This window comes from Mesorhizobium sp. CNPSo 4688 (assembly GCF_057784295.1).
In genome coordinates this window covers 364,399-383,706 of record NZ_JBWLUY010000006.1, presented here as the reverse complement: position 1 = coordinate 383,706, position 19,308 = coordinate 364,399, and the positions used below count along the sequence as shown (strand labels likewise).

20 protein-coding genes are annotated in these 19,308 nt (G+C 60.5%); 12 read left to right on the top strand and 8 right to left on the bottom strand.

All coding sequences use genetic code 11. The annotated features are described in order from the left end of the window. Positions 1-6: 6 nt before the first annotated feature. Entirely contained in the window at positions 7-1,653 is a 1,647-nt protein-coding gene (arcD, locus tag AC04SH_RS13985) for an arginine-ornithine antiporter (protein WP_488575450.1), read from the bottom strand. Positions 1,654-1,707: 54 nt separating this feature from the next. On the opposite strand from arcD, the gene AC04SH_RS13980 reads away from it, so the two are divergent. Next, positions 1,708-2,355, top strand: a complete 648-nt coding sequence (locus AC04SH_RS13980; RefSeq protein ID WP_477231973.1) for a BON domain-containing protein — start codon at positions 1,708-1,710, stop codon at positions 2,353-2,355. A gap of 73 nt (positions 2,356-2,428) precedes the next feature. Continuing rightward, the gene (locus tag AC04SH_RS13975; RefSeq protein WP_488575449.1) at positions 2,429-3,412 is read left to right on the top strand and encodes a zinc-dependent alcohol dehydrogenase family protein; all 984 of its coding nucleotides are present in this window, start codon (positions 2,429-2,431) and stop codon (positions 3,410-3,412) included. Between the two features lie 229 nt (positions 3,413-3,641). Here the strand turns inward: AC04SH_RS13975 and AC04SH_RS13970 are convergent, their stop codons facing one another. Next, positions 3,642-4,124 carry a DUF2127 domain-containing protein gene (locus AC04SH_RS13970; RefSeq protein WP_477231817.1) on the bottom strand — a complete coding sequence of 161 codons (483 nt, stop codon included), beginning with the start codon at positions 4,122-4,124 and terminating at the stop codon, positions 3,642-3,644. Positions 4,125-4,699: 575 nt separating this feature from the next. Next, entirely contained in the window at positions 4,700-5,086 is a 387-nt protein-coding gene (locus tag AC04SH_RS13965; RefSeq protein WP_488575448.1) for a DUF302 domain-containing protein, read from the bottom strand. Between the two features lie 161 nt (positions 5,087-5,247). On the opposite strand from AC04SH_RS13965, the gene AC04SH_RS13960 reads away from it, so the two are divergent. Then, the gene (locus tag AC04SH_RS13960) at positions 5,248-7,929 is read left to right on the top strand and encodes a bifunctional acetate--CoA ligase family protein/GNAT family N-acetyltransferase (protein WP_488575447.1); all 2,682 of its coding nucleotides are present in this window, start codon (positions 5,248-5,250) and stop codon (positions 7,927-7,929) included. A gap of 22 nt (positions 7,930-7,951) precedes the next feature. On the opposite strand, the gene AC04SH_RS13955 is transcribed toward AC04SH_RS13960, so the two are convergent. Further along, on the bottom strand, positions 7,952-9,505 hold the full coding sequence (locus tag AC04SH_RS13955) for a bifunctional aminoglycoside phosphotransferase/ATP-binding protein (protein ID WP_488575446.1): 1,554 nt from the start codon (positions 9,503-9,505) through the stop codon (positions 7,952-7,954). Positions 9,506-9,552: 47 nt separating this feature from the next. Continuing rightward, positions 9,553-9,951 (bottom strand): c-type cytochrome, encoded by a 399-nt coding sequence (locus tag AC04SH_RS13950; protein ID WP_488575445.1) that lies wholly within the window; start codon positions 9,949-9,951, stop codon positions 9,553-9,555. A 173-nt stretch (positions 9,952-10,124) separates the two neighbouring features. On the opposite strand from AC04SH_RS13950, the gene AC04SH_RS13945 reads away from it, so the two are divergent. The 6 genes from AC04SH_RS13945 to AC04SH_RS13920 all read left to right on the top strand — a co-directional run bounded on the left by AC04SH_RS13945 (position 10,125) and on the right by AC04SH_RS13920 (position 15,106). Continuing rightward, positions 10,125-10,385, top strand: a complete 261-nt coding sequence (locus tag AC04SH_RS13945) for a hypothetical protein (RefSeq protein ID WP_488575444.1) — start codon at positions 10,125-10,127, stop codon at positions 10,383-10,385. Next, on the top strand, positions 10,382-13,024 hold the full coding sequence (mgtA, locus tag AC04SH_RS13940; protein ID WP_488575443.1) for a magnesium-translocating P-type ATPase: 2,643 nt from the start codon (positions 10,382-10,384) through the stop codon (positions 13,022-13,024). Before AC04SH_RS13945 ends, mgtA begins: the two co-directional genes overlap by 4 nt. 24 nt (positions 13,025-13,048) lie before the next feature. Further along, positions 13,049-13,525 carry an NUDIX hydrolase gene (locus AC04SH_RS13935; RefSeq protein ID WP_488575442.1) on the top strand — a complete coding sequence of 159 codons (477 nt, stop codon included), beginning with the start codon at positions 13,049-13,051 and terminating at the stop codon, positions 13,523-13,525. 29 nt (positions 13,526-13,554) lie between these two features. Beyond that, the gene (locus AC04SH_RS13930) at positions 13,555-13,890 is read left to right on the top strand and encodes a DUF6455 family protein (protein WP_488575441.1); all 336 of its coding nucleotides are present in this window, start codon (positions 13,555-13,557) and stop codon (positions 13,888-13,890) included. 84 nt (positions 13,891-13,974) lie between these two features. Then, positions 13,975-14,418, top strand: a complete 444-nt coding sequence (ccmE, locus tag AC04SH_RS13925) for a cytochrome c maturation protein CcmE (RefSeq protein ID WP_488575440.1) — start codon at positions 13,975-13,977, stop codon at positions 14,416-14,418. Between the two features lie 139 nt (positions 14,419-14,557). Beyond that, the gene (locus AC04SH_RS13920; RefSeq protein ID WP_488575439.1) at positions 14,558-15,106 is read left to right on the top strand and encodes a hypothetical protein; all 549 of its coding nucleotides are present in this window, start codon (positions 14,558-14,560) and stop codon (positions 15,104-15,106) included. An 83-nt stretch (positions 15,107-15,189) separates the two neighbouring features. Here the strand turns inward: AC04SH_RS13920 and AC04SH_RS13915 are convergent, their stop codons facing one another. From AC04SH_RS13915 to AC04SH_RS13905, 3 genes are all read right to left on the bottom strand, one after another. Then, positions 15,190-15,888 (bottom strand): CBS domain-containing protein, encoded by a 699-nt coding sequence (locus tag AC04SH_RS13915; protein ID WP_488575438.1) that lies wholly within the window; start codon positions 15,886-15,888, stop codon positions 15,190-15,192. Between the two features lie 131 nt (positions 15,889-16,019). After that, a complete protein-coding gene (locus AC04SH_RS13910; RefSeq protein WP_488575437.1) occupies positions 16,020-16,487 on the bottom strand; it encodes a DUF2231 domain-containing protein in 468 nt (155 codons plus the stop codon). Between the two features lie 117 nt (positions 16,488-16,604). After that, positions 16,605-16,838 carry a hypothetical protein gene (locus AC04SH_RS13905; RefSeq protein ID WP_488575436.1) on the bottom strand — a complete coding sequence of 78 codons (234 nt, stop codon included), beginning with the start codon at positions 16,836-16,838 and terminating at the stop codon, positions 16,605-16,607. Positions 16,839-16,978: 140 nt separating this feature from the next. Here AC04SH_RS13905 and AC04SH_RS13900 point away from each other — a divergent pair, with 140 nt between their 5' ends. Genes AC04SH_RS13900 through AC04SH_RS13890 form a run of 3 tightly spaced genes read left to right on the top strand, consistent with a single transcriptional unit; the run spans position 16,979 to position 19,301 of the window. Next, positions 16,979-17,293, top strand: coding sequence for a PepSY domain-containing protein (locus tag AC04SH_RS13900; RefSeq protein ID WP_488575435.1), 315 nt, complete (start codon positions 16,979-16,981; stop codon positions 17,291-17,293). Continuing rightward, complete coding sequence (locus AC04SH_RS13895) at positions 17,293-17,958, top strand: response regulator transcription factor (protein ID WP_477231805.1); 666 nt, start codon at positions 17,293-17,295, stop codon at positions 17,956-17,958. Before AC04SH_RS13900 ends, AC04SH_RS13895 begins: the two co-directional genes overlap by 1 nt. Continuing rightward, the gene (locus AC04SH_RS13890) at positions 17,958-19,301 is read left to right on the top strand and encodes an ATP-binding protein (protein ID WP_488575434.1); all 1,344 of its coding nucleotides are present in this window, start codon (positions 17,958-17,960) and stop codon (positions 19,299-19,301) included. Before AC04SH_RS13895 ends, AC04SH_RS13890 begins: the two co-directional genes overlap by 1 nt. Positions 19,302-19,308 lie beyond the last annotated feature (7 nt).

Genomic DNA, 19,308 nt, shown 5'->3' with positions numbered 1-19,308 from the left:
ATCCTCTCACAGCGGGCTGACGGCGCCGGTCCACATCTCGTAAACGGCGAGAATGGCGACGGCGACGACGGCTGCGGCGAGTACCGCTTCGGTAGGATGGAACACGCGCTGATTGGTTTCGCGGCGCGCCCAGATGTAGAAGAGGATGCCGGGAGCATACAGGATCGCGCACATGAACAGGTATGCGGGACCCGCCGCGTAGACGAGCCACAGCCCGTAGACCGTCGCCAGCAGGCCGGCGAAAAGCGGACCGGCGCGTTGCTCGCCACTCTCGTAGCTCTCTCCGGTCAGCGCAAGCTTGGCCGCGTAAGCTCCCGAAAAGATGTAAGGAACCAGAATCGCGGCAGACGCGATGTAGAACAGCGCCTGGTAGGTGCTCTGCGCGAAAAGGGTGATCACCAGAAAGGCCTGGACGAGTAGGTTTGTGATCAGAAGCGAGATCGACGGCACGCCGCGATCGCTTTCGCGGCCGAAGAATTTAGGCATCGTGCCGTCCTTGGCGGCGACATGCGGAATTTCGGCAGCAAGCAGCGTCCAGCTCAGGAAGGCGCCGACCACGGACACGACAAGCGCGATGTTGATGAGGATGGCGCCCCAGGGGCCGACAACCGCCTCCAGCACACCGGCCATCGATGGGTTCTTCAGTGCGGCGAGTTCGGGTTGGTTCAGGATGCCGAGCGATAGCAGCGACACCAGGGCATAGAGCGCGAGGCAGGTGAAGAAGCCGAGAACTGTCGCGGTGGCGATGTCTTTGCGGCGCTCGGCACGGCCGGAAAATACGCTGGCGCCTTCGATGCCGATGAACACCCAAAGCGTCACCAGCATCGTGCTCTTCACCTGTGCGGTGATCGAGCCGAGACTGGCGTTGCCCAGACCGGTGAAATCGAGCGACCAGACCTGTAGTTTGAAAGCGACGGCAACAACCCCGACGAACAGGACGATCGGAGCGATCTTTGCCACCGTGACGATGAGGTTCACGACCGCTGCCTGCCGGATGCCGGCGAGAACCAGGACGTGGATCAGCCACAGCAGGATCGATGCACCGAGCACCGCCTGCCAGGTGTTTCCATCGCCGAAGGCCGGAAAGAAATAGGACAGGGCGCTGAACACGATCACTGCGTAGGAAACGTTGCCGACCCAGGCGCTGATCCAGTAGCCCCAGGCGCTGTTGAAGCCGATGAAGGGGCCGAAGCCGGCCTTGGCGTAAGCATAGGGGCCGGCATCGAGCTCGGGCTTGCGGGTCGCAAGCGATTGATAGACGAAAACCAACGCCAGCATACCGACCGCGGTGATGGCCCAGCCAATCAGGATCGCGAGGGGACCGGCACCTGCTGCCATGTTCTGCGGCAGGCTGAACACGCCGGAGCCGACCATGGAACCGACAACCAATGCGGTCAGGGAACCCAGTCGAAGTTTCGTTGGCGCCGCAGTCGCCACTTTCGGAACAGGGATGTTTAAATCAGCCGTAGTCACGATGCTCTCCCAGGTTTGAGGCTCTGATGGGAGGCAATGAACAGGAAGATGGGGCTGCCAGCTTTGATGCCGGTCAAATAAGAATTTGATTTCCAAAGGTGTGAGTTGAGGGTTCACGTACCTGACTCGACCAGAGATCGTTTGATCCTCGTCAACGTCAACACGAAATCGCCTCTTCATATTCAGGCTGTTCAATCCAGCGAGCGCGGCCCGCTCCCAAGCAGAGGTGCAATCATGAACAACAATATCTTGAGGCAGGACATCATCGATGAGCTGGAGTTTCAGCCGAGCATCGACGCGGCCAATATCGGCGTCGCGGTTGACAACGGCGTGGTCACTTTGACCGGCCATGTGTCGACCTATGCGCAGAAGGCAACCGCGGAAGAGGCGGTACGCCGCGTCAAGGGTGTGAAGGGTATCGCGCAGGAAATCGAAGTGCGGCCTGTCGGCAGCAATCTGACGGCCGACGACGAGATTGCCAAGCGCGCTCTGCACTCGATCAGCTGGAACACCGTCGTTCCCGACGGAGCGGTACAGGTCAGGGTCCAGAATGGCTGGGTGACGCTCACCGGCAAGGTGGAGTGGCAGTATCAGAGATCCGCAGCCTACGCCGCCATTCGATATCTGGCTGGCGTGCTCGGCGTGCACAACAGCATCGAGGTGCTGCCACACGCAACGGCGCCCGATGTGAAAAAGCGCATCGAGGATGCCTTGAAACGCAGCGCGGAAGTCGAGTCGAAAGCGATAGAAGTGAACGTATCCGACGGCAAGGTTACCTTGAAGGGCAAGGTCAACAGTTGGGCCGAGCGTCGCACCACAGAGCGCGCTGCCTGGGCGGTGCCCGGCGTGCGTATGGTCGAAGATCACCTTACAATCGCTTGACGCATCGGAACGTCTAAGAGAAGCGGATCACCATCCGCTTCCCGTGTTCCTTACGGCACGCTCAGGAGCAGTCATGAGAGCAATGGTGCTCGAAAGGGCCGGCGCCCCTCTCAAGCTGGTCGACAGACCCGATCCTGTACCTGGACCGGGCGAGATAAGGCTGAAAGTCGAGGCATGCGCGGTCTGCCGGACCGATCTGCATGTGGTTGACGGTGATCTGCGTCATCCGAAATTGCCGCTCATCCCCGGCCACGAGATCGTCGGCGTCATCGATTCCGTCGGTAAAGGCGTCGCACGTTACCGAATCGGACGCCGCGTTGGCGTAGCCTGGCTCGGGCACACTTGCGGCCATTGTCCGTACTGCCTCGAAGGGAGTGAAAATCTCTGCAATCAGCCAGATTTTACCGGCTACACACGCGATGGCGGTTTCGCCAGCCATGTGGTTGCTGATGCGCGCTTCGCCTTCGATCTGGATTCGGATGCCGACCCCGTGTCCTTGGCGCCGTTGCTTTGCGCTGGGTTGATCGGCTGGCGATGCCTGAAGAAAGCCGGCGACGGCAAGCGGCTCGGGATTTTCGGCTTCGGCGCCGCCGCGCATATCGTCGCCCAGATAGCGATCTGGCAAGGTCGTGAAGTCTTTGCCTTCACCCGGCCCGGTGACAGTGAAGCACAGAAATTCGCTCGCTCGCTTGGTGCGACCTGGGCAGGCGGTTCGGACGAATCTCCGCCCAGACAGCTCGATGCCGCCATCATCTTCGCTCCTGTCGGTGACCTGGTGCCGATCGCGCTTGGTGCCGTCCGCAAGGGCGGCCGGGTGGTTTGCGGCGGCATCCACATGAGCGACATTCCGGCGATGGCCTATGAGCTGCTTTGGGAAGAGCGTGAACTGGTGTCGGTGGCAAACCTGACGCGCCTCGACGCGGAAGAGTTCTTTCCCATTGCCAAGCGCGCGCGGGTGCACACGCGCACCAAGGTTTACCCTCTGGAACAGGCCAATCAGGCATTGGACGATCTGAGGCAAGGGAGATTGAGCGGCGCCGCCGTCCTGGTGCCATGATCCGAGCCACAGCGGGAAGACAAAGACGATGTGCTCCGCCCAGACGATCGCTTCGGTCTTGCCCTTGCTTCCAAGCAGGCGCCTCATCTGATGAGAGGAAGTGTTAGCGGCTTCAACGAAGGGACGCGGAGGCCTCCGAACGAAGAGGTCACCGGTTCGTGTCAGGAGCGCCCGGTTCGACATGAGCCCTATTGTGCTGATCCGCAGGCGCCTGGAGAGAGTTGTGCGTTCATCTCGGCTTGTGTTGCCGTACCACTTTCCACTCATGCCAGATCAGCACCATGACGATCGCGTCGAAGAGGGTAAGGACAAGCAGGCCCAACGAATGGGTGTAGGAATAGCGATACACCTGGTAGATCATGAATGCGCCCAATGCAGCGAGCGAAGCCGGATACGACCACAGCTTGCCTCTCAAAAGCCCGATAACCAAGAGCAGCTTTATCAGGCCGTGGCTGAGCAGGTAGAAGGCGTAGAAATGCTCGCTGGCGACGGAAAAATGGCTCGCCATCTGCGACAGATGGCCGGCAATGAAATCATTCGGATCTTCGATCAGTTCGTCCTGCGTGACGGCATTGACCCAAGCGGCAATTGTGTCGGTGCTGACGACATAAAGCAGGAGCCCGCCGACGCATTCGATCAGGGCGTGCGCACCCTTGAGCCAGACTCCAATCTCGAAAATCTGATGGATACGGCGCTCATCGACAGGCTTCACAATGCACCTCGCGGTCAACAACGGAACCAGACAATGGACGCAGCCCTCAGGCGACAACGAGTCGAACGTAGACCAGGACCAGCCATCACTCCATGTCCATCACCGTCAGAAAGGGCGAAGCCGGCATCATATCGGCAACAGTAAATTGTCGCTTGGCGTCACCCATCATGCCTTGTACAGAATCTTCCTCTTTTGTGCCCCTCATCCTATCGGGCGGAAGAGCCCGTCTCATATGCCAAGAGCGTTGTGTTGCTGTCGCTTGCCTTTGTTGGCCGTAAGATCGTCGAAAAAGGCGGCCCCGTGGGTCCGGCACGGGTAAAACCGGTCACCAAGGAGAACGCGACGACGCGTCGCTGCGGTCCAGCGGCCAAGGATAGCTCCAAACCTTCATCGGCACCTGCGCGCCGCTTTCGCCAAGCATCCAACGCAATGACCGCGATGAGGTTGCCTAAGAGTGCGCAAGAGCCGTTACCGCGACCCCACACTGTGCGCGCTACTCGGCGGCTGCCATCGTCGGTATGGCGACCGAAGCGAACACGCTTGGCTCGACAATCGGAACTACAACGCGGACGCCCTTAGAGTTCGCGGACCATCTCCTCAAGCAGGCGACGCACATCGTTTGCGGCCTGGGCCAGCTCGCGATTATCAATGGCGCCCATCGAGGCGACCGGATCCACTGCTGCGACCTCTACCTTTCCTGGTCCGACCTCGGTGACGATGACGTTGCAGGGCAGCATGGTCCCGACCTTGTCATCTGCCTGCAGCGCGCGCCAAGAGAAGTGCGGATTGCAGGCGCCCAGAATAACGTATGGCTTGAAATCGGCGCCCAGCTTGGCTTTCATCACTTGCTGCACGTCGATCGAGGTCAGAACGCCAAAGCCTTTGTTTGCGAGCTTGTTGATCACATGGTTGATTGCCGTGGCGAACGGCATATCGACGATCTTGCTGAAATAGTAGCTCATCAACTCTCCAATCGTTGATCGCAAGCGCTCACGCCACTGCGCGAACGGTCGCCCGGAACCTCGCGCAACAGTTAATCGCGATCCCCGGACGAGGCTTTGATCCAACGCAACGAAGGGACAGAATCGATGGTGATTATTGCCCACGAACAGGAGACATGCGGGTGACGATCCGAAATCTCGAACATGCGTTCGCCCCGAAGTCGGTTGCGGTGTTCGGGGCGTCGGTGCGCGACGGCTCTGTCGGGCGTGTCGTCTTCGACAACATCGTCAATGGCGGTTTCGAAGGCGAGATCTGGCCCGTCAACCCGAAATATTCAAAAGTGGCTGGTCGACGCTGCCACGCGAAGGCGGCCGACCTGCCAAGCATACCTGATCTCGGTATCATCGTGACGCCGCCGGCTACGGTTCCCGGCATCGTCCGTGATCTCGCTGAGAAGGGTACGCGGGCGGCGGTTGTTATCACCGCGGGGCTGACGCGCGAGAACGGCTTGCGTCAGGCGATGCTCGACGCTGCCAAGCCCACACTCTTTCGCATCATCGGGCCGAACACGGTCGGGCTAATGATCCCGCCGGTGAAGCTTAATGCCGGATTTGCGCATATGGCCGCCAAGCCTGGCAACATCGCGCTGCTGTCGCAATCCGGCGCTATTGCCACGTCGCTGGTTGACTGGGCCGCAGACAACAATGTCGGCTTCTCTCAGATTATCTCGCTCGGTGACATGGCGGATGTCGACGTGGGAGATTGTCTCGACATGCTGGCGGGCGACATGCACACGCGCGCCATCGTGATGTATCTCGAAACAATTCCCAATCCGCGCAAGTTCATCTCGGCCGCCCGTGCGGCGGCGCGGATCAAGCCGGTGATCGCAATTAAATCGGGTCGGCACGAGCAATCGGCCAAAGCGGCTGCGACCCACACCGGAGCGCTGTCGGGGGCTGATCGTGTCGTCGATGCGGTATTGCTGCGCGCAGGCATCCTGCGTGTCAAAGGCCTGACCGAGCTGTTTGATGCCGCTGAAACGATCGCCCGCTTCACTCCGCTCAAACGGGCCCGCGTCGGCATCGTCACCAATGGCGGCGGGGCAGGGGTATTGGCCATCGATCAACTCATGGAGTGCCAAGGGGAACTGGCCGCGCTATCACCCGCCACCATCGAACGCCTGAATGCCGTATTGCCTCCAACATGGTCGCACGCCAATCCGGTCGACATCATCGGCGATGCCCCGCCGGAGCGCTACAGGGCCGCCGTCGAAGCTGCAGCGGCCGACCCCGGAACGGACGTCGTCCTGGTGATGAATTGTCCAACGGGGCTGGGCTCGCCACTTGCCGCGGCAAGCGCGGTAGCGGAACTCACAAGGCAAGGGATGATCGCCGGCAAACCGGTCCTGACGTGCTGGCTCGGTGAACACACGGCGCGCGCCGGGCGGCAAATCCTTCAGGATGCCGGCATTGCCAGTTTCGAAACGCCGGCTGACGCAGCAACGGCCGTCTCCTACCTCAGCGAATGGTCGCGTGCCCAGCGGGCACTGATGCGCACTCCGTCGAGCCTCAGCGAGGACGTCACGAGCGATCGGGAAGCCGTGCTTGCCATATTCAGGCAGGTCGCGAGGGAGGGGCGGCGAATGCTGACCGAGCCCGAAGCCAAGGCGGCAATATCCGCCTACGGCATCCCGGTAGCCGAAACGATCGTTGCCAGATCTGCGGCGGAAGTGGAAGCCGCGGCGGGCCGGCTCCTCAAGACGTCTGAACAGGTCGTCGTCAAACTCCTGTCCAAGGCGATCTCGCACAAGTCGGACATTGGCGGGGTGGTGCTTGGCATCGCCGACGCCGCTGTCGCCGGCGATGCCGCACGCGCAATCGAAGCGCGCGTGCGCAGCCATGCACCGCAAGCCGATGTCGAAGGCTATGCCGTTCAGCCGATGGTGGCTCGGAAACAGGCGCAGGAACTCATCCTCGGCATGAGCCGGGATCCGATCTTCGGGCCGGCCATCCTGTTTGGAGCTGGCGGCGTGGCGGTCGAGGTGATGAACGACACGGCGATCGCGTTGCCACCGCTCGACGACGTTCTTGCCGGCGACCTGATCGCGCAAACGCGGATCGGCCGCCTGCTTGCCGGGTTTCGCGATCGCAAGCCGGCGAACCGGCAAGCGATCATTGCAGCACTCAACGGCCTGTCGCAGATGATAGTCGACTTTCCGTGCCTGGTTGCGGTGGACATCAATCCGCTGCTGGCCGACGCCGAGGGCGTGGTTGCGCTCGACGCCCGCATCGAGATCGAGCCGGAACGCGTGGAGGAGGCGGGGCCTAACCCCGCACTCGCCATCAGGCCTTATCCTTCGGGTTGGGAGAAGGAGTTTTTGGGAGGCAGCACGCACTATCACATCCGGCCGATCAAGCCGGCCGACATCGCTCTCTATCCGGAATTCCTTGCCAGGATTTCGCCTGACGATCTGCGTATGCGCTTTCTGTCGCCAAGCAAGAGCTTTTCCGACCAGATGTTGAAGCGGTTCACCCAGCTCGACTACGACCGCAATATGGCTTTCGTTGCGCTGGAGACAGGCACCGGCGCTTTGGCGGGCATCAGCCGACTCTCCTGCGATCCCGACCACCTTCGCGCCGAGTACGCCTTGCTGGTGCGTTCGGATCTGCAGGGGCACGGCCTGGGCTGGGCATTGCTCAGGCAGATCGTTGATTATGCAAAGGCCGACGGGATCGGCCGGATCGAAGGCATCGTGCTCAGCGAGAACACGAGGATGCTGGCCATGTGCCGCGAATTCGGCTTCTCGATCGCCCATCTTCCGGACGAACCCGGTCTTGTCGAGGCCCAGCTCCAACTGCGTTAAGGTCGATCATCTGCCGTACCTTTCAGGAGGCCGTGCGCAGGGTCTCGGGCGCATCGCTGTGGGAAAACCTTCTCAGCTCTTTCACGATATCAGTAAGCTTCCGATCGGCATTGATCCTGCGCCAGCTCGTTTGGGTGGCATTTCGCTGCAATTGCCGCGAGAGGATATCTATGGTGGCGTCGGAAGGGCCACCCTTGCGCTCGCTGACCCGTTGCCACAGAACAAGCGGATCCGCTTCCAACCAGAACCCGGCAAAAGCCACACCCCTGGCGCTTGCCGCCTTCTCGATATGGTTACGATCGGCAGGCCTGTCAAACACGGCATCAGCGACAACCGATCCACCCTCCGCAAGGATCAGACCTGCGCGCCATGCCATTTCGCTATAGACGCGGGCGGATACCTCGGGTCGATAGGCTCTGTCCGGCAGCCTGGTCTCAGCGGGCACCCCATGCATCGCTTTGCGGATGCGGTCGCTTTCGACAATGCGGGCGCCGGGTGGCGCTCCGATATAAACCGCGAGCGCCTCAGCGACCGTCGTCTTGCCGGAGCCGCTGAGGCCGCCGATGGCAACGAGCTGCGGCGGTGTTTGCTGGAGAAATGTTCGGGCAAGGTCGAAATAGGATCTGGCCTCTGCGATCAATTTGTCGGAGTCGGCGCTGCCTTCCTCGACCTGGGTTGCGGTGACATGGGCGCGTACGGCAGCCCGCACCGCCATGAAAAAGGGCAGCAGGATAAATCCGTCCTCGTCGTCGGCTTCGTCGAGATAGCGGTTCATCACAAGATTGGCGAGCTGGGCAAACCCGCGATGCCAAAGGTCCATCAACAGGAAGGCAAGGTCGTAGAGGACGTCGATGCTGGCGATCTGGTCGTTGAATTCGATGCAATCGAAGAGGCGGGGCTCGCCGTCGAAAAGGCAGATGTTGCGCAGATGCAGATCGCCATGGCACCGACGGATCTTGCCCGCGGCTTCCCGGCGGTCCAGCAATCCGGAATGCCGGGTGATGGCCGTGCGGAAGGCCTCGGCAAAAGTCTCGATCTCGGGTTTTGTGAACACATGACTGGTGGCAAAGCCGGCCTCGTTGATGTCAAGTACACCTGCCAGATTGGAAGAGCCGCTGCCATTGTGGACCGTCGGCGCCGTACGGTGGTAGCCCACGATCATGCGCGCAACCGCAGTCATCAACGCTGGCGTCAATTTTCCCGCGGTTGCCATGCTGTCGAGAAGCTTCGATTGGTCGAAGCGGATCATCTCGATCGCCGCATCGACCATTTGTCCGGTGCCATCGAAAGCCAACTTGCCGTCCGCCTCACGCGTGATATGCCGCACCCCCAGGTAAAGGCCTGGCGCGGTCTTCGAGTTGAGTTCCACCTCTTTGTCGCAAGCGGCCAGCCTTAGGGCCGGCGCCGAGAAATCCACATAAGGCAGCTTGACCGCCCGCTTCATCTTGTAGGCACGCTGGCCAGTTAGAAAAATGCGCGAGATATGGGTTTCGATCGCCTCGACAGGTCCGGCCGCACCATACGAGGAAGGGTCAAGCAGAAACGCGACGGCAGCTTGCTGGTCGTCAACGATCATTTACGCCTCCTTCGTGTCTGCACCACGCAACATTCTCCCTTCGGGAGCTATTGCTGCAGCGTCTGCACATAACCGGCCAACTCATGGATCCGTTCCTCGGTGACGATTTCGCCAGCGTTGGGGCCGTATCTCTTCACGTCGGCAGGCAGAAACTGGTTGCCCCATACCGGCATGTCGCGCTCGCCATGCGCCGGCACCATTACGCGGCCGTCGATCACGGCGTAGACGCGCCAGTAAGGGAATTCACCGCCATTGCGCCTGGAGATGCGCGTCAAGTCGCTGGGGCGCTGCATCAGTTCGTCGCCCAACGGTCCATCGCCCTTGCCGTCCGGGCCATGGCAGACGGCGCACGAGTTCATGTATTCGGACTTGGCGTCGCCGAGGTCCTGCGCACTGGCCGTCTCGAAGATCATGCCAGCGAGAGCCGCTGCGATCAGGAATTTCATCAGTGGTTTCCCTCATTGATTGCCTGAAGCCTACAGCTTTGGCTGGCCAACACGTTGATGCGGATCAAATGGCCACCACAGCCGACGTTTGACCCAGCGCAATGAACGCCCCAACTCATCTCGCTACGCTTCAGCAACGATTGAATCGTCAAGCAAAATCAGGAGTTGTTGCCATGACTTTCAAGACACTGCTTACGGTTAGCGGACCAAACCGGGGCGAGGGCGACCTGTGCGAACAAGTCGGCGCCCACCGTGACAGTCTCTCCGGCGAGGCAGACGGCGGCCGGCTGCTGACGGTCGCACGCTCGATCCATGCCGACCTGATCGTCCCCAGCGCCTATGGGCATAGCTGTCTGCGGGAATGGGCATTCGGAGGCCTCACCCGCACGCTGATAGAAGAGGGCGACGTCAACCCCTTCATGTCGTATCGATGATCTCGCGTATCGTACCCAGCGAAGTTGACCAGCAATCCGTCCCCGATGGCGGTGCCTATTGGTCGATCGAGACCAATGACCTCCTGCGACTCCTAAAGACGTCTGCCTTGGGCCTTGCCACTTCCGAGGCCGCATCCAGGCTTGCAGAATTCGGCCGAAACACGCCAGCCTCGCTGTCCGGTACGTCGGCGTTGACCGTCTTTGTCCGGCAATTCCGCAGCCCACTGGTCCTGATCCTTATTTTCGCGGCCACTGTGTCGGCTTTCGTCGGCGAGGGGCAGGAGGCTGCAATCATCGGTTCGATCGTGCTGGCAAGCTGTATCCTCAGCTTTACCCAGGAGTACTGCGCGTCGCGTGCCACAGAAGCGCTGAAACGGCGCATTTCGCGAAAGGCTGTCGTGCTGCGTGATGGAATCGAGTGCTCGGTTGCTGCCGAAGATATTGTGCCGGGCGATGTGATCCGGCTTTCTGCCGGAAACCTCATTCCCGCGGACGGTATCATCCTGGACGCGCGCGATTTCAATGTCAGCGAGGCCGTGCTGACCGGCGAAACCTTTCCCGTGGTGAAGGCACCAGGACGGGCGTCGCCAGAGGCCTCCCTCGCACAGCGCACCAACGCGGTCTTCACCGGCACATCGGTCCGCAGTGGCACTGCAACCGTGCTTGCGGTAGCCACCGGCACCAGCACCGAATTTGCATCAATAGCCGCGGCCTTGGAGCGACAAATTCCCGAAACAGGGTTTGCTCAGGGTATCAGGCTGTTCGGCTATCTGATGACCGAGATCATGTTGGCGATTGTCATCCTGGTGTTCTTCGCCAACCTGATGCTCCATCGACCGCTGATTGAATCAATGCTGTTTTCGCTGGCACTCGCGGTTGGCCTAACGCCGGAACTTCTTCCGGCGATCATCAGCGTGACGCTTGCTCGAGGTGCCCGGGCTATGGCGGCCAATGGCGTCATCGTGCGCCGTCTCGACGCCATCGAGAATCTGGGCAGCATGGACGTGCTTTGCACCGACAAGACCGGCACGCTGACGGAAGGCGTGATCCATCTTGACGCATGGCTTGATGTCGACGGCAATTCGTCAACCGACATCCTGCTTTGGGCACGCCTCAATGCGACCCTGCAAACCGGACTGAAGAACCCGCTGGACGAAGCGATCGCAGGTGCACCGGGCGAGGGCGCTTCACTGGCTGCTTTCACCAAGGTCGACGAGATCCCCTATGATTTCATCCGCAAGCGCCTATCCGTTGTTGTGCGGGGGAAGGATGCCGAAGATCTTCTGATCACCAAAGGCGCAGTACTGAATGTCCTCGAAACGTGCGGCTTCGTCAGCACGGCGAAAGGGCTGGAACCTCTCGACGAGAAGCAGCGTGCCGCGATCGACGAGAAATTCCGGCGCTGGAGCGCGGACGGCTACCGCGTCCTGGGCCTGGCAATCCGTCGATTTGAGAGCCGGAAAACGTTCAGCAGGAAAGACGAAATCGATCTCGTCTTCGTGGGCTTCCTGCTTTTCCTCGACCCGCCAAAGGAAGGCGTCAAGGAGACGCTTGCCGAGCTCGCCCATCGCGGCATCGCGGTAAAGGTCATTTCGGGCGACAACCGTTACGTTGCCGCACATCTTGCCCAGGCGGTCGGCTTGCGCGCCGACAGGATCATGACCGGCGAGGAGCTTTCGAAATTGACCAAGAGCGCGCTCTTTGCGGGCGTGCAGAACACCGATCTCTTCGTCGAGATCGACCCCAACCAGAAGGAGCGCATCGTTCAAGCCTTGCGGAGCAGGGGCCATGTCGTCGGTTATCTTGGCGACGGCATCAATGATGCGCCCGCCCTTCATGAGGCAGACATAGGCATCTCGGTCGACACCGCTGTCGATGTTGCGCGTGAAGCGGCCGATATCATCCTGCTCAAGCAAGATCTGGGCGTGCTCGTGCGCGGCGTCGATGACGGCCGCAAGACATTTGCCAACACGATGAAATACATTTCAATTACCACCAGCGCCAATTTCGGCAACATGATCAGCATGGCTGTCGCTTCGCTGTTCCTGCCGTTCCTGCCGCTTCTGGCAAAGCAGATCCTGCTCAACAATTTCCTTTCTGACGTTCCTTCGCTTGCCATCGCAAGCGACAACGTCGATGCCGACCAACTGCGCCAGCCTCGCCAATGGGACATCCGTTTTGTGCGGCGGTTCATGATCAGCTTTGGCCTGGTCAGTTCGCTGTTCGACTTCGCGACCTTCGGGTTCCTTCTGTTCTTCGCCCATGTCACCGAGGCAGCATTCCAGACCGCCTGGTTTGTCGAATCGTTGCTGACAGAGCTTGCCATCGTGCTCATTGTGCGCACCCACAGAGTTTTCTGGACAAGCCGTCCGAGCCCGTTGCTCGCCTGGCTTACGTTGGCTGTCGGGGTTGTCGCGATCATCATCCCTTATCTGCCATTTGCAGCTTGGTTCGGCTTCATGCCACTGCCTCTGCCCGTGCTTGCCGGGCTTGTCGCAATCACCGCGCTTTATCTCCTGGCCTCGGAAGCGACCAAGCGCTGGTTCTTTGGACGAGAGAGCCGCCAGTCGCATCGGAAGAGGGCGGGGCAGATGATCCACAGAGGGTCCAAACCTCATGCGGCCTATCCGAGACGATAGGCCGCGTTAGGGAGGACTGAAGCGATGATAAAAAGAAGCGCGGGCATACTGCCCTTTCGTCGATCGGACACGGGGCTGCAGGTGCTGCTCGTCCATCCGGGCGGCCCCTTCTGGCAAAGCCGCGATCTTGGCGCCTGGTCCATCGCCAAGGGCGAGTATGGCGAAGGTGAATTCCCAGAGGCTGCGGCGCGGCGCGAGTTCCAGGAAGAGACAGGGTGGGGGCCAAATGGAGCCATGCTCAATCTAGGAGAGTTGCGTCAGCGAAAGAGTAAAATCATCACTGCTTTCGCGCTCGAGGGCGATTTCGACACCGCGACCTTGCGCAGCAACATGTTCGAGATGGAATGGCCACGACGCAGCGGACGTGTGCAGTCGTTTCCCGAGGTGGATCGCGGCGAATGGCTGGATCTAGACCTGGCCCGGGTAAAATTGCTTGCCGGTCAGCGGCCCTTCCTCGACCGCCTTGTCGCTTCAGTCGAGCGCGCGGTGCGTCTTTCTTAGAGCCCAAGGGTTGGCATGGCTGCCGCCTGTTGATCGAGATCAACGTATCGCCCCGTCATTTCGGCAATAATGGCGGGCAGACAGGAGTGACCGACATGACCTTCCTCGACTATCTGATGTCAGTCGACGCCAGAACGGCGTTGATGGGCCGCATGATGAAAACACTCGGCGTCGACAGACACCTGAAGGTTGTGGCAGACCATGCGGAAGTCACCAATCGGGCGGTGAACCGCTGCCGTGCCTGCGGCCATCAGGATGAATGCTCGATCTGGCTCGATGAACACGAGCACGCCGATGATCCGCCGGACTACTGCCGCAACCGTGACCTTATTGCGCGGCTGCAACACATTTCTGGCGCGCGCTAGCGATTCCAGCGCCGGAACCCAGCGTACGGGAAGAGCCATGCTGTTATCGATCATAGCCGCAATCCTGACGGCCGGCGCCGGACGATGACGCGCAAGCAGAGGCGATTGTCGGTGATCGCGGCAGGATTGACGTTCCTTGGCACCGCCACCGGGCTGATCTTTTATGCGCTCGGCCAGAAAGCCTCCTATTTCTACATGCCTGGCGATCTCGCCACGGCAAGCGTCCTACCCGGCCAGCGCATCAAGCTCGGTGGCCTCGTCGAAAAAGGCACCATCATGCGCGGCCAGGGCGCCACCGTCGCCTTCGCGGTGACGGACGCCCACAAGTCGATCAAGGTGACCTATACCGGCATACTGCCCGACCTGTTCCGCGAGGCGCAGGGCGTCATCACCGAGGGCAGCTTCGGTCCGGACGGCGTCTTCATCGCCGACAGCGTGCTGGCCAAGCATGATGAGCGCTATATGCCCAGGGAAGTGGCCGACGGCCTGAAGGCCAAGGGTGTGTGGCAGGAAAGCGAGAGCAAGTAGTGTCTCATAGGCTGCTGTGAGATGTACGATAGCGCCGAAGCAACATCAGTTGTTATGGTTCTCGCCCCCTGTTGTCCGAAGGGTCAACGCTAACGGAGCTTTGCAGTCGACAGGTCTATATCCACGGGAACACACAGTTTTGGACGCTCTGTTTTTTCTGAAAGCATTTATGCTTTTTCTGGCGCCGGGACCAACCAACGCCCTTTTGCTGGCAGGATCGGTCAAGCGACAGAAGGCGGTGACGCTTTTGCTCGCGCAGGCATGCGGATACGGAATCGCCGCCGCGTGCTGGTTTTCGCTACGATCCTTGATGCCGCCCGGCACTATCCATGTGCTCAGCCTCATTGCGGCCGCATGGCTCGTGGTGCTTGGCCTGCGCCTGATGACGAGCACACGGATCAACGTCTCTACGGAAAGCGACGCCCTTTCTGTCTTGGCAACCAGCGCCCTCAATCCGAAGGCGTTTATCTATTGCCTGGCAATCGTGCCGACAGACGTCGCGCCACGGGTGCCCGGGATTTTCTGGATCGTGCTGCTGATGATCACGGCCGCAACGGGATCGGCGTGGCTTCTACTCGGCAGGCGGCTCGGCGAAGACGGGGGAATGGCAGACAGAGTTGCCGGCGCGGCGCTTATTGCATTCGCCCTGTTGTTGCTCCGACCGTTGATAGTGGCAACTGCGATCTAGGATTGATGGTAGCGGCCGCGATCGAGGAACGCGGACATTTCCTTCGACCGTTGGCTCGCGAAAATGCGGGTTGCTAAATCTTGCTACGAGACAAGCACCACCGAGAAAGGGCCGGCACAGAAGAGACGGTCTCTGACAGCCCTGACGCCAGTGACGTTTTCGGCGGCGACGATGGCTGCCTGGCGCTCGCGTTCGTCGAAAATCGCTCCGCTCAGTTCGACCATCCCCTTGTCCACGGTTACGTCGATCATGTCCTTGCCGACCCACTTCTGCTTGGCGAGCTCGGCAAGGATAGCGTCCCGGATCTGTACGTCGTCGGTAGACATCGGGGGCGGGGCCGGCGCGACAGCGAGCAATGCGCGCAGCAGATCGGAGCGCGTGACGATGCCGACCACTTTACCGTTGTCGACGACGGGAATGCGTTTCACGCAATGGCGTGTCATGAGCTCGACGATCTCGGACAGGTTTGCGTCGGGAGCCACCGTGACCACATCCGCGGTCATTACCTCCTCGACCCGGCGCCCGTTGGCCTGAACGTATTCATCTGCCGCTCGGCCCGGGCTGATAAGAAACTCCAGCCAGCGCGAGCGCTTGCGCTGAGTGTCGAGCTCTCCCCGGCGCAAGAAATCGCCCTCGCTGATAATGCCAACCAGGGTGCCGTCGTGGCGAATGACGGGAAAGCCGCTGATCTTTTTGGAGAGCATCAACCCGGCCGCCTCCGCGATCGATGCTGACGGGTCTATGCCGACGACTGGCTTGCTCATTATGGCTTCGGCTTGCATGTTCGCTCTCCGGAGTTTCTCCGACCTCCGGCTTCTTAGGCTTCACATGCACGAAGCGCCTTGATCTGAATCATTTTGCCATCGAGGCAAATGGTCCAAAGGTTGGCTCGCAAGTGACGGGCGCGTTCCCGTCAGCCAGCGATCGCGGCCTTGGCGACATTCACGCCAAGCTCGTAGACAAGCAGTCCACCATAGTAGGCCGTCGCCGTGACCAGCATCGTTCCGGCAATTTCGATCAAAGGGATGGCGATCGTCACAGCCCGAAACTCGCGATTCCGTATCCAAAGTGCGAGCCGCACCAGTCCCCAGATAAGGAAGGCAATGGCAGTGATGCCCCCCAAGCTTTCGTGGATCTCCGCGATATCACTGCTGAAGCCGGCCGCTTCGGCATGATCCAGGGCAAGACCTCCGAAGATCCAGGTCCCAACGGCAAACACCCCGGCAGCCAGGGCCACAAAAGTAGAGATCGTACCGGCGCCCGATCTCCTGGTGACGGCGCTGCCGCCAGCGAGCGCCACAAGGTCGATAGCCGCAAGCGTGTAGATCAGAACGATAGGAAAATGAACAAGAATGGGATGGATGTGCTGAATAGGAACCACGAAAACTCTCCAGAAATTGGTAGGGACTTGGGACAATTGCCAGCCTTCCAGCGAGCCTTGGCCGACGACATTTGTGGGCGTTATGCTATGGCGGGCCACGCATTACGAACGAGAGATCTAGTCGTTTTCGTCGACCTCATCGCCCTGCCGGTCTTCACACGTATCGTCATCATTCTTGATGGCTTTCGGGGTGGTGGCGTCCTGCATCGGGATGGCCTGCAGGTCGATCGGGCCGGATGGATTAACGGACGATGGCGCCCCACATGATCCTTCGTCCGATTCAGCGGCCGCCGGCAGGGCAAAGATTGTGAGGCCTGCAAGTGCTGCGAGGACAAGCATGGAATTGCGCATGGTCTGGTATCCTTCTCGGCGCGGCCATGATTGGACGCGATGATGCCTTGATATGGACTCCTTGCTTGCTGTGGGCTGAGGATGGCTGACAGCAAATTGAAAGCTTCAACGTGCGACATGCCTGGCCAATGAAAATCCAATTGAAGCGTCTGGCGGTGCTGGGTCTCGCTGGACTTGTCCTGGCCATGTCTGCCGCTGCTGGTGCCGATGAGGACGATGACGGCGACCATGACCGGGCGCGGGATTTGTACGAGCACGGCGAAATCAAGGGCCTGGCCGATATACTGGACGTTGTCCGAGCCAAGGCGCCTGGCGATGTTGTTGCGGTCGATCTCATCCGCAAGGCCAACAAATGGGTCTACCGGTTCCAGGTCGTCGGTCCCGATGGCCGGCGAAAGACCGTCGACGTAGACGCCGGTGCCGGTGTCATCATGCGCGATGGCGAGGGTGACTGATGAAGATCCTCTTGGCCGAAGACGAGCCCCGTATCGCTGCCGATATCGCGACCGCCCTCAGGGCATCCGGAATGGCTGTCGATATCGTAAAGGATGGTGAAGCTGCCTGGTTCGCAGGTGATGTCGAAAGTTATGACGCCGCGATTCTGGATCTCGGATTGCCCAAGCTTGATGGCCTCACGATCTTGAAACGTTGGCGAGCCAACGCTCGCCGGTTTCCGGTTCTGATCCTCACCGCAAGGGGGATGTGGACGGAGCGCGTGGAGGGCATCAACTCCGGTGCTGACGACTATCTTCCCAAACCTTTTGAAATGGAAGAACTGCTCGCCCGGTTGCGGGCGATCCTGCGTCGCTCGGCAGGGCAGGCGACACCCGTTCTGAGATCCGGCCCGCTGCTTCTGGACACGCGCCAGATGCGCATTTCGCTGCGCGGTATTCCCGTTGCTCTTTCGCCGCTGGAGTACCGGCTCCTGGCGTTTCTGATGCATCACGCAGGGCGGGTGGTGGCGCCGACCGAACTGGCTGAGCATCTTTACGATTCAGGCAACGACCGCGATCCGAACGCGATCGAGGTCATTGTAGCGCGGTTGCGACGGAAGCTCGGCAGCGACGTCATCGAAACACGACGCGGGTTCGGGTATCTGATGCCTGATGGTTCCGCCTGATGGGCAACTCGATCCGCTTCAGGCTATGGCTCGCGGCAACGATCTCGATTCTTGTCGCACTCGCCATCGCGGGCGCCGGATTGCGCTATCTGTTCGAACTGCACGTCGAGCGGCGCGTGGTCGGCGAACTGACGGTCGACCTCAACGAATTGATCGGGGCAACGGCATTCACAAGCGATGGCCGCCTTGTCGTGACCCCAGTGCTGACCGACCCGCGTTTCGCCAACCCACTCTCCGGTTACTACTGGCAAGTGGAAGACATCGCCACCGGCAGCCTCGAGCGTTCGCGATCATTGTGGGACGCCAAGCTGCTCCTGCCTGCCCGGAGCGCAAGTGGAGAGCTGCGAACGGTCGAGGAGTTCACAGGTCCGGGCGGAGAACTCAGTATTGCGGTCGAGCGTACGATCATCGATGCCGGTGGCCGTTCCTTTCGCGCTATCATGGCGGAAGATCATCGAACCGTTGAGCTATCTGTAAGCGAATATGTTCGTGATCTCGCTCCGGCTCTCCTGATGCTAGCTGCAGTTCTCATGGCCGCGTTTTTCATCCAGATCACCATCGGCCTTGCACCGCTGGAAACCTTGCGGGTCGCCGTCGGAAGCGTGATTGCGCAGCGAACGGCGCGGCTCGATGTGGTGGCACCAAGCGAGGTGCAGCCGCTCGCGGACGAAATCAATCGTCTTCTCGATGCACAGGAGAAGGCGCTTGCGCGAGCCCGCTCGCGCGCCACCGATCTGGCGCATGGCCTCAAGACACCACTGCAAGTGCTGTCGGCCGACATCCGGGCCCTGCGCAAGAAAGGCGAGACGGATCTGGCTGACGAGATCGAAAAGAGCGCCGGGGCGATCCGGCGCCATGTCGAACGGGAGCTCGCACGCGCCCGCCTCGCGCCCGGTGTCTCGGGCAAGGCATCCTGCCTTATGTCTGACGTCGCGGCTGGCGTCATTGCCGTCGTCAAACGGACGCCAAGCGGCAAGCAGCTTTCATTCAAGATGGAGGTCGCGGAAGATCTGATGGCGCCAATCGATGAAGGCGACCTGTCGGAAATCCTGGGTAATCTGGTCGAAAACGCTGCGCGCTATGCAAAGTCGTCAGTCTGTGTCGACGCATCCGCAACGGCCAGCGAGGTGATCGTCACTGTCGCCGATGATGGCCCAGGTATACCGGATGCCGATCGCGAGTCCGCCTTGTCGCGTGGCGTCCAGCTCGACAGCATGGGCGGCAGCGGCGGTCTTGGCCTGGCCATCGTTTCCGACATCGTCGAAGCTTATGGCGGACACCTTGCCATGGCCAACGCCGATCCGGGTCTGGTCGTGACCATTTCCTTGCCGCGACACAGTTGAGCCTGCT

Excerpts from the sequence above, each read along its gene's own strand:
- arcD (WP_488575450.1), bottom strand. The coding sequence starts at position 1,653 with ATGAAGAGGCGATTTCGTGTTGACGTTGACGAGGATCAAACGATCTCT.
- AC04SH_RS13980 (WP_477231973.1), top strand. The coding sequence starts at position 1,708 with ATGAACAACAATATCTTGAGGCAGGACATCATCGATGAGCTGGAGTTT.
- AC04SH_RS13975 (WP_488575449.1), top strand. The coding sequence starts at position 2,429 with ATGAGAGCAATGGTGCTCGAAAGGGCCGGCGCCCCTCTCAAGCTGGTC.
- AC04SH_RS13965 (WP_488575448.1), bottom strand. The coding sequence starts at position 5,086 with ATGAGCTACTATTTCAGCAAGATCGTCGATATGCCGTTCGCCACGGCA.
- AC04SH_RS13955 (WP_488575446.1), bottom strand. The coding sequence starts at position 9,505 with ATGATCGTTGACGACCAGCAAGCTGCCGTCGCGTTTCTGCTTGACCCT.
- AC04SH_RS13950 (WP_488575445.1), bottom strand. The coding sequence starts at position 9,951 with ATGAAATTCCTGATCGCAGCGGCTCTCGCTGGCATGATCTTCGAGACG.
- AC04SH_RS13945 (WP_488575444.1), top strand. The coding sequence starts at position 10,125 with ATGACTTTCAAGACACTGCTTACGGTTAGCGGACCAAACCGGGGCGAG.
- mgtA (WP_488575443.1), top strand. The coding sequence starts at position 10,382 with ATGATCTCGCGTATCGTACCCAGCGAAGTTGACCAGCAATCCGTCCCC.
- AC04SH_RS13935 (WP_488575442.1), top strand. The coding sequence starts at position 13,049 with ATGATAAAAAGAAGCGCGGGCATACTGCCCTTTCGTCGATCGGACACG.
- ccmE (WP_488575440.1), top strand. The coding sequence starts at position 13,975 with ATGACGCGCAAGCAGAGGCGATTGTCGGTGATCGCGGCAGGATTGACG.
- AC04SH_RS13915 (WP_488575438.1), bottom strand. The coding sequence starts at position 15,888 with ATGCAAGCCGAAGCCATAATGAGCAAGCCAGTCGTCGGCATAGACCCG.
- AC04SH_RS13905 (WP_488575436.1), bottom strand. The coding sequence starts at position 16,838 with ATGCGCAATTCCATGCTTGTCCTCGCAGCACTTGCAGGCCTCACAATC.
- AC04SH_RS13895 (WP_477231805.1), top strand. The coding sequence starts at position 17,293 with ATGAAGATCCTCTTGGCCGAAGACGAGCCCCGTATCGCTGCCGATATC.
- AC04SH_RS13890 (WP_488575434.1), top strand. The coding sequence starts at position 17,958 with ATGGGCAACTCGATCCGCTTCAGGCTATGGCTCGCGGCAACGATCTCG.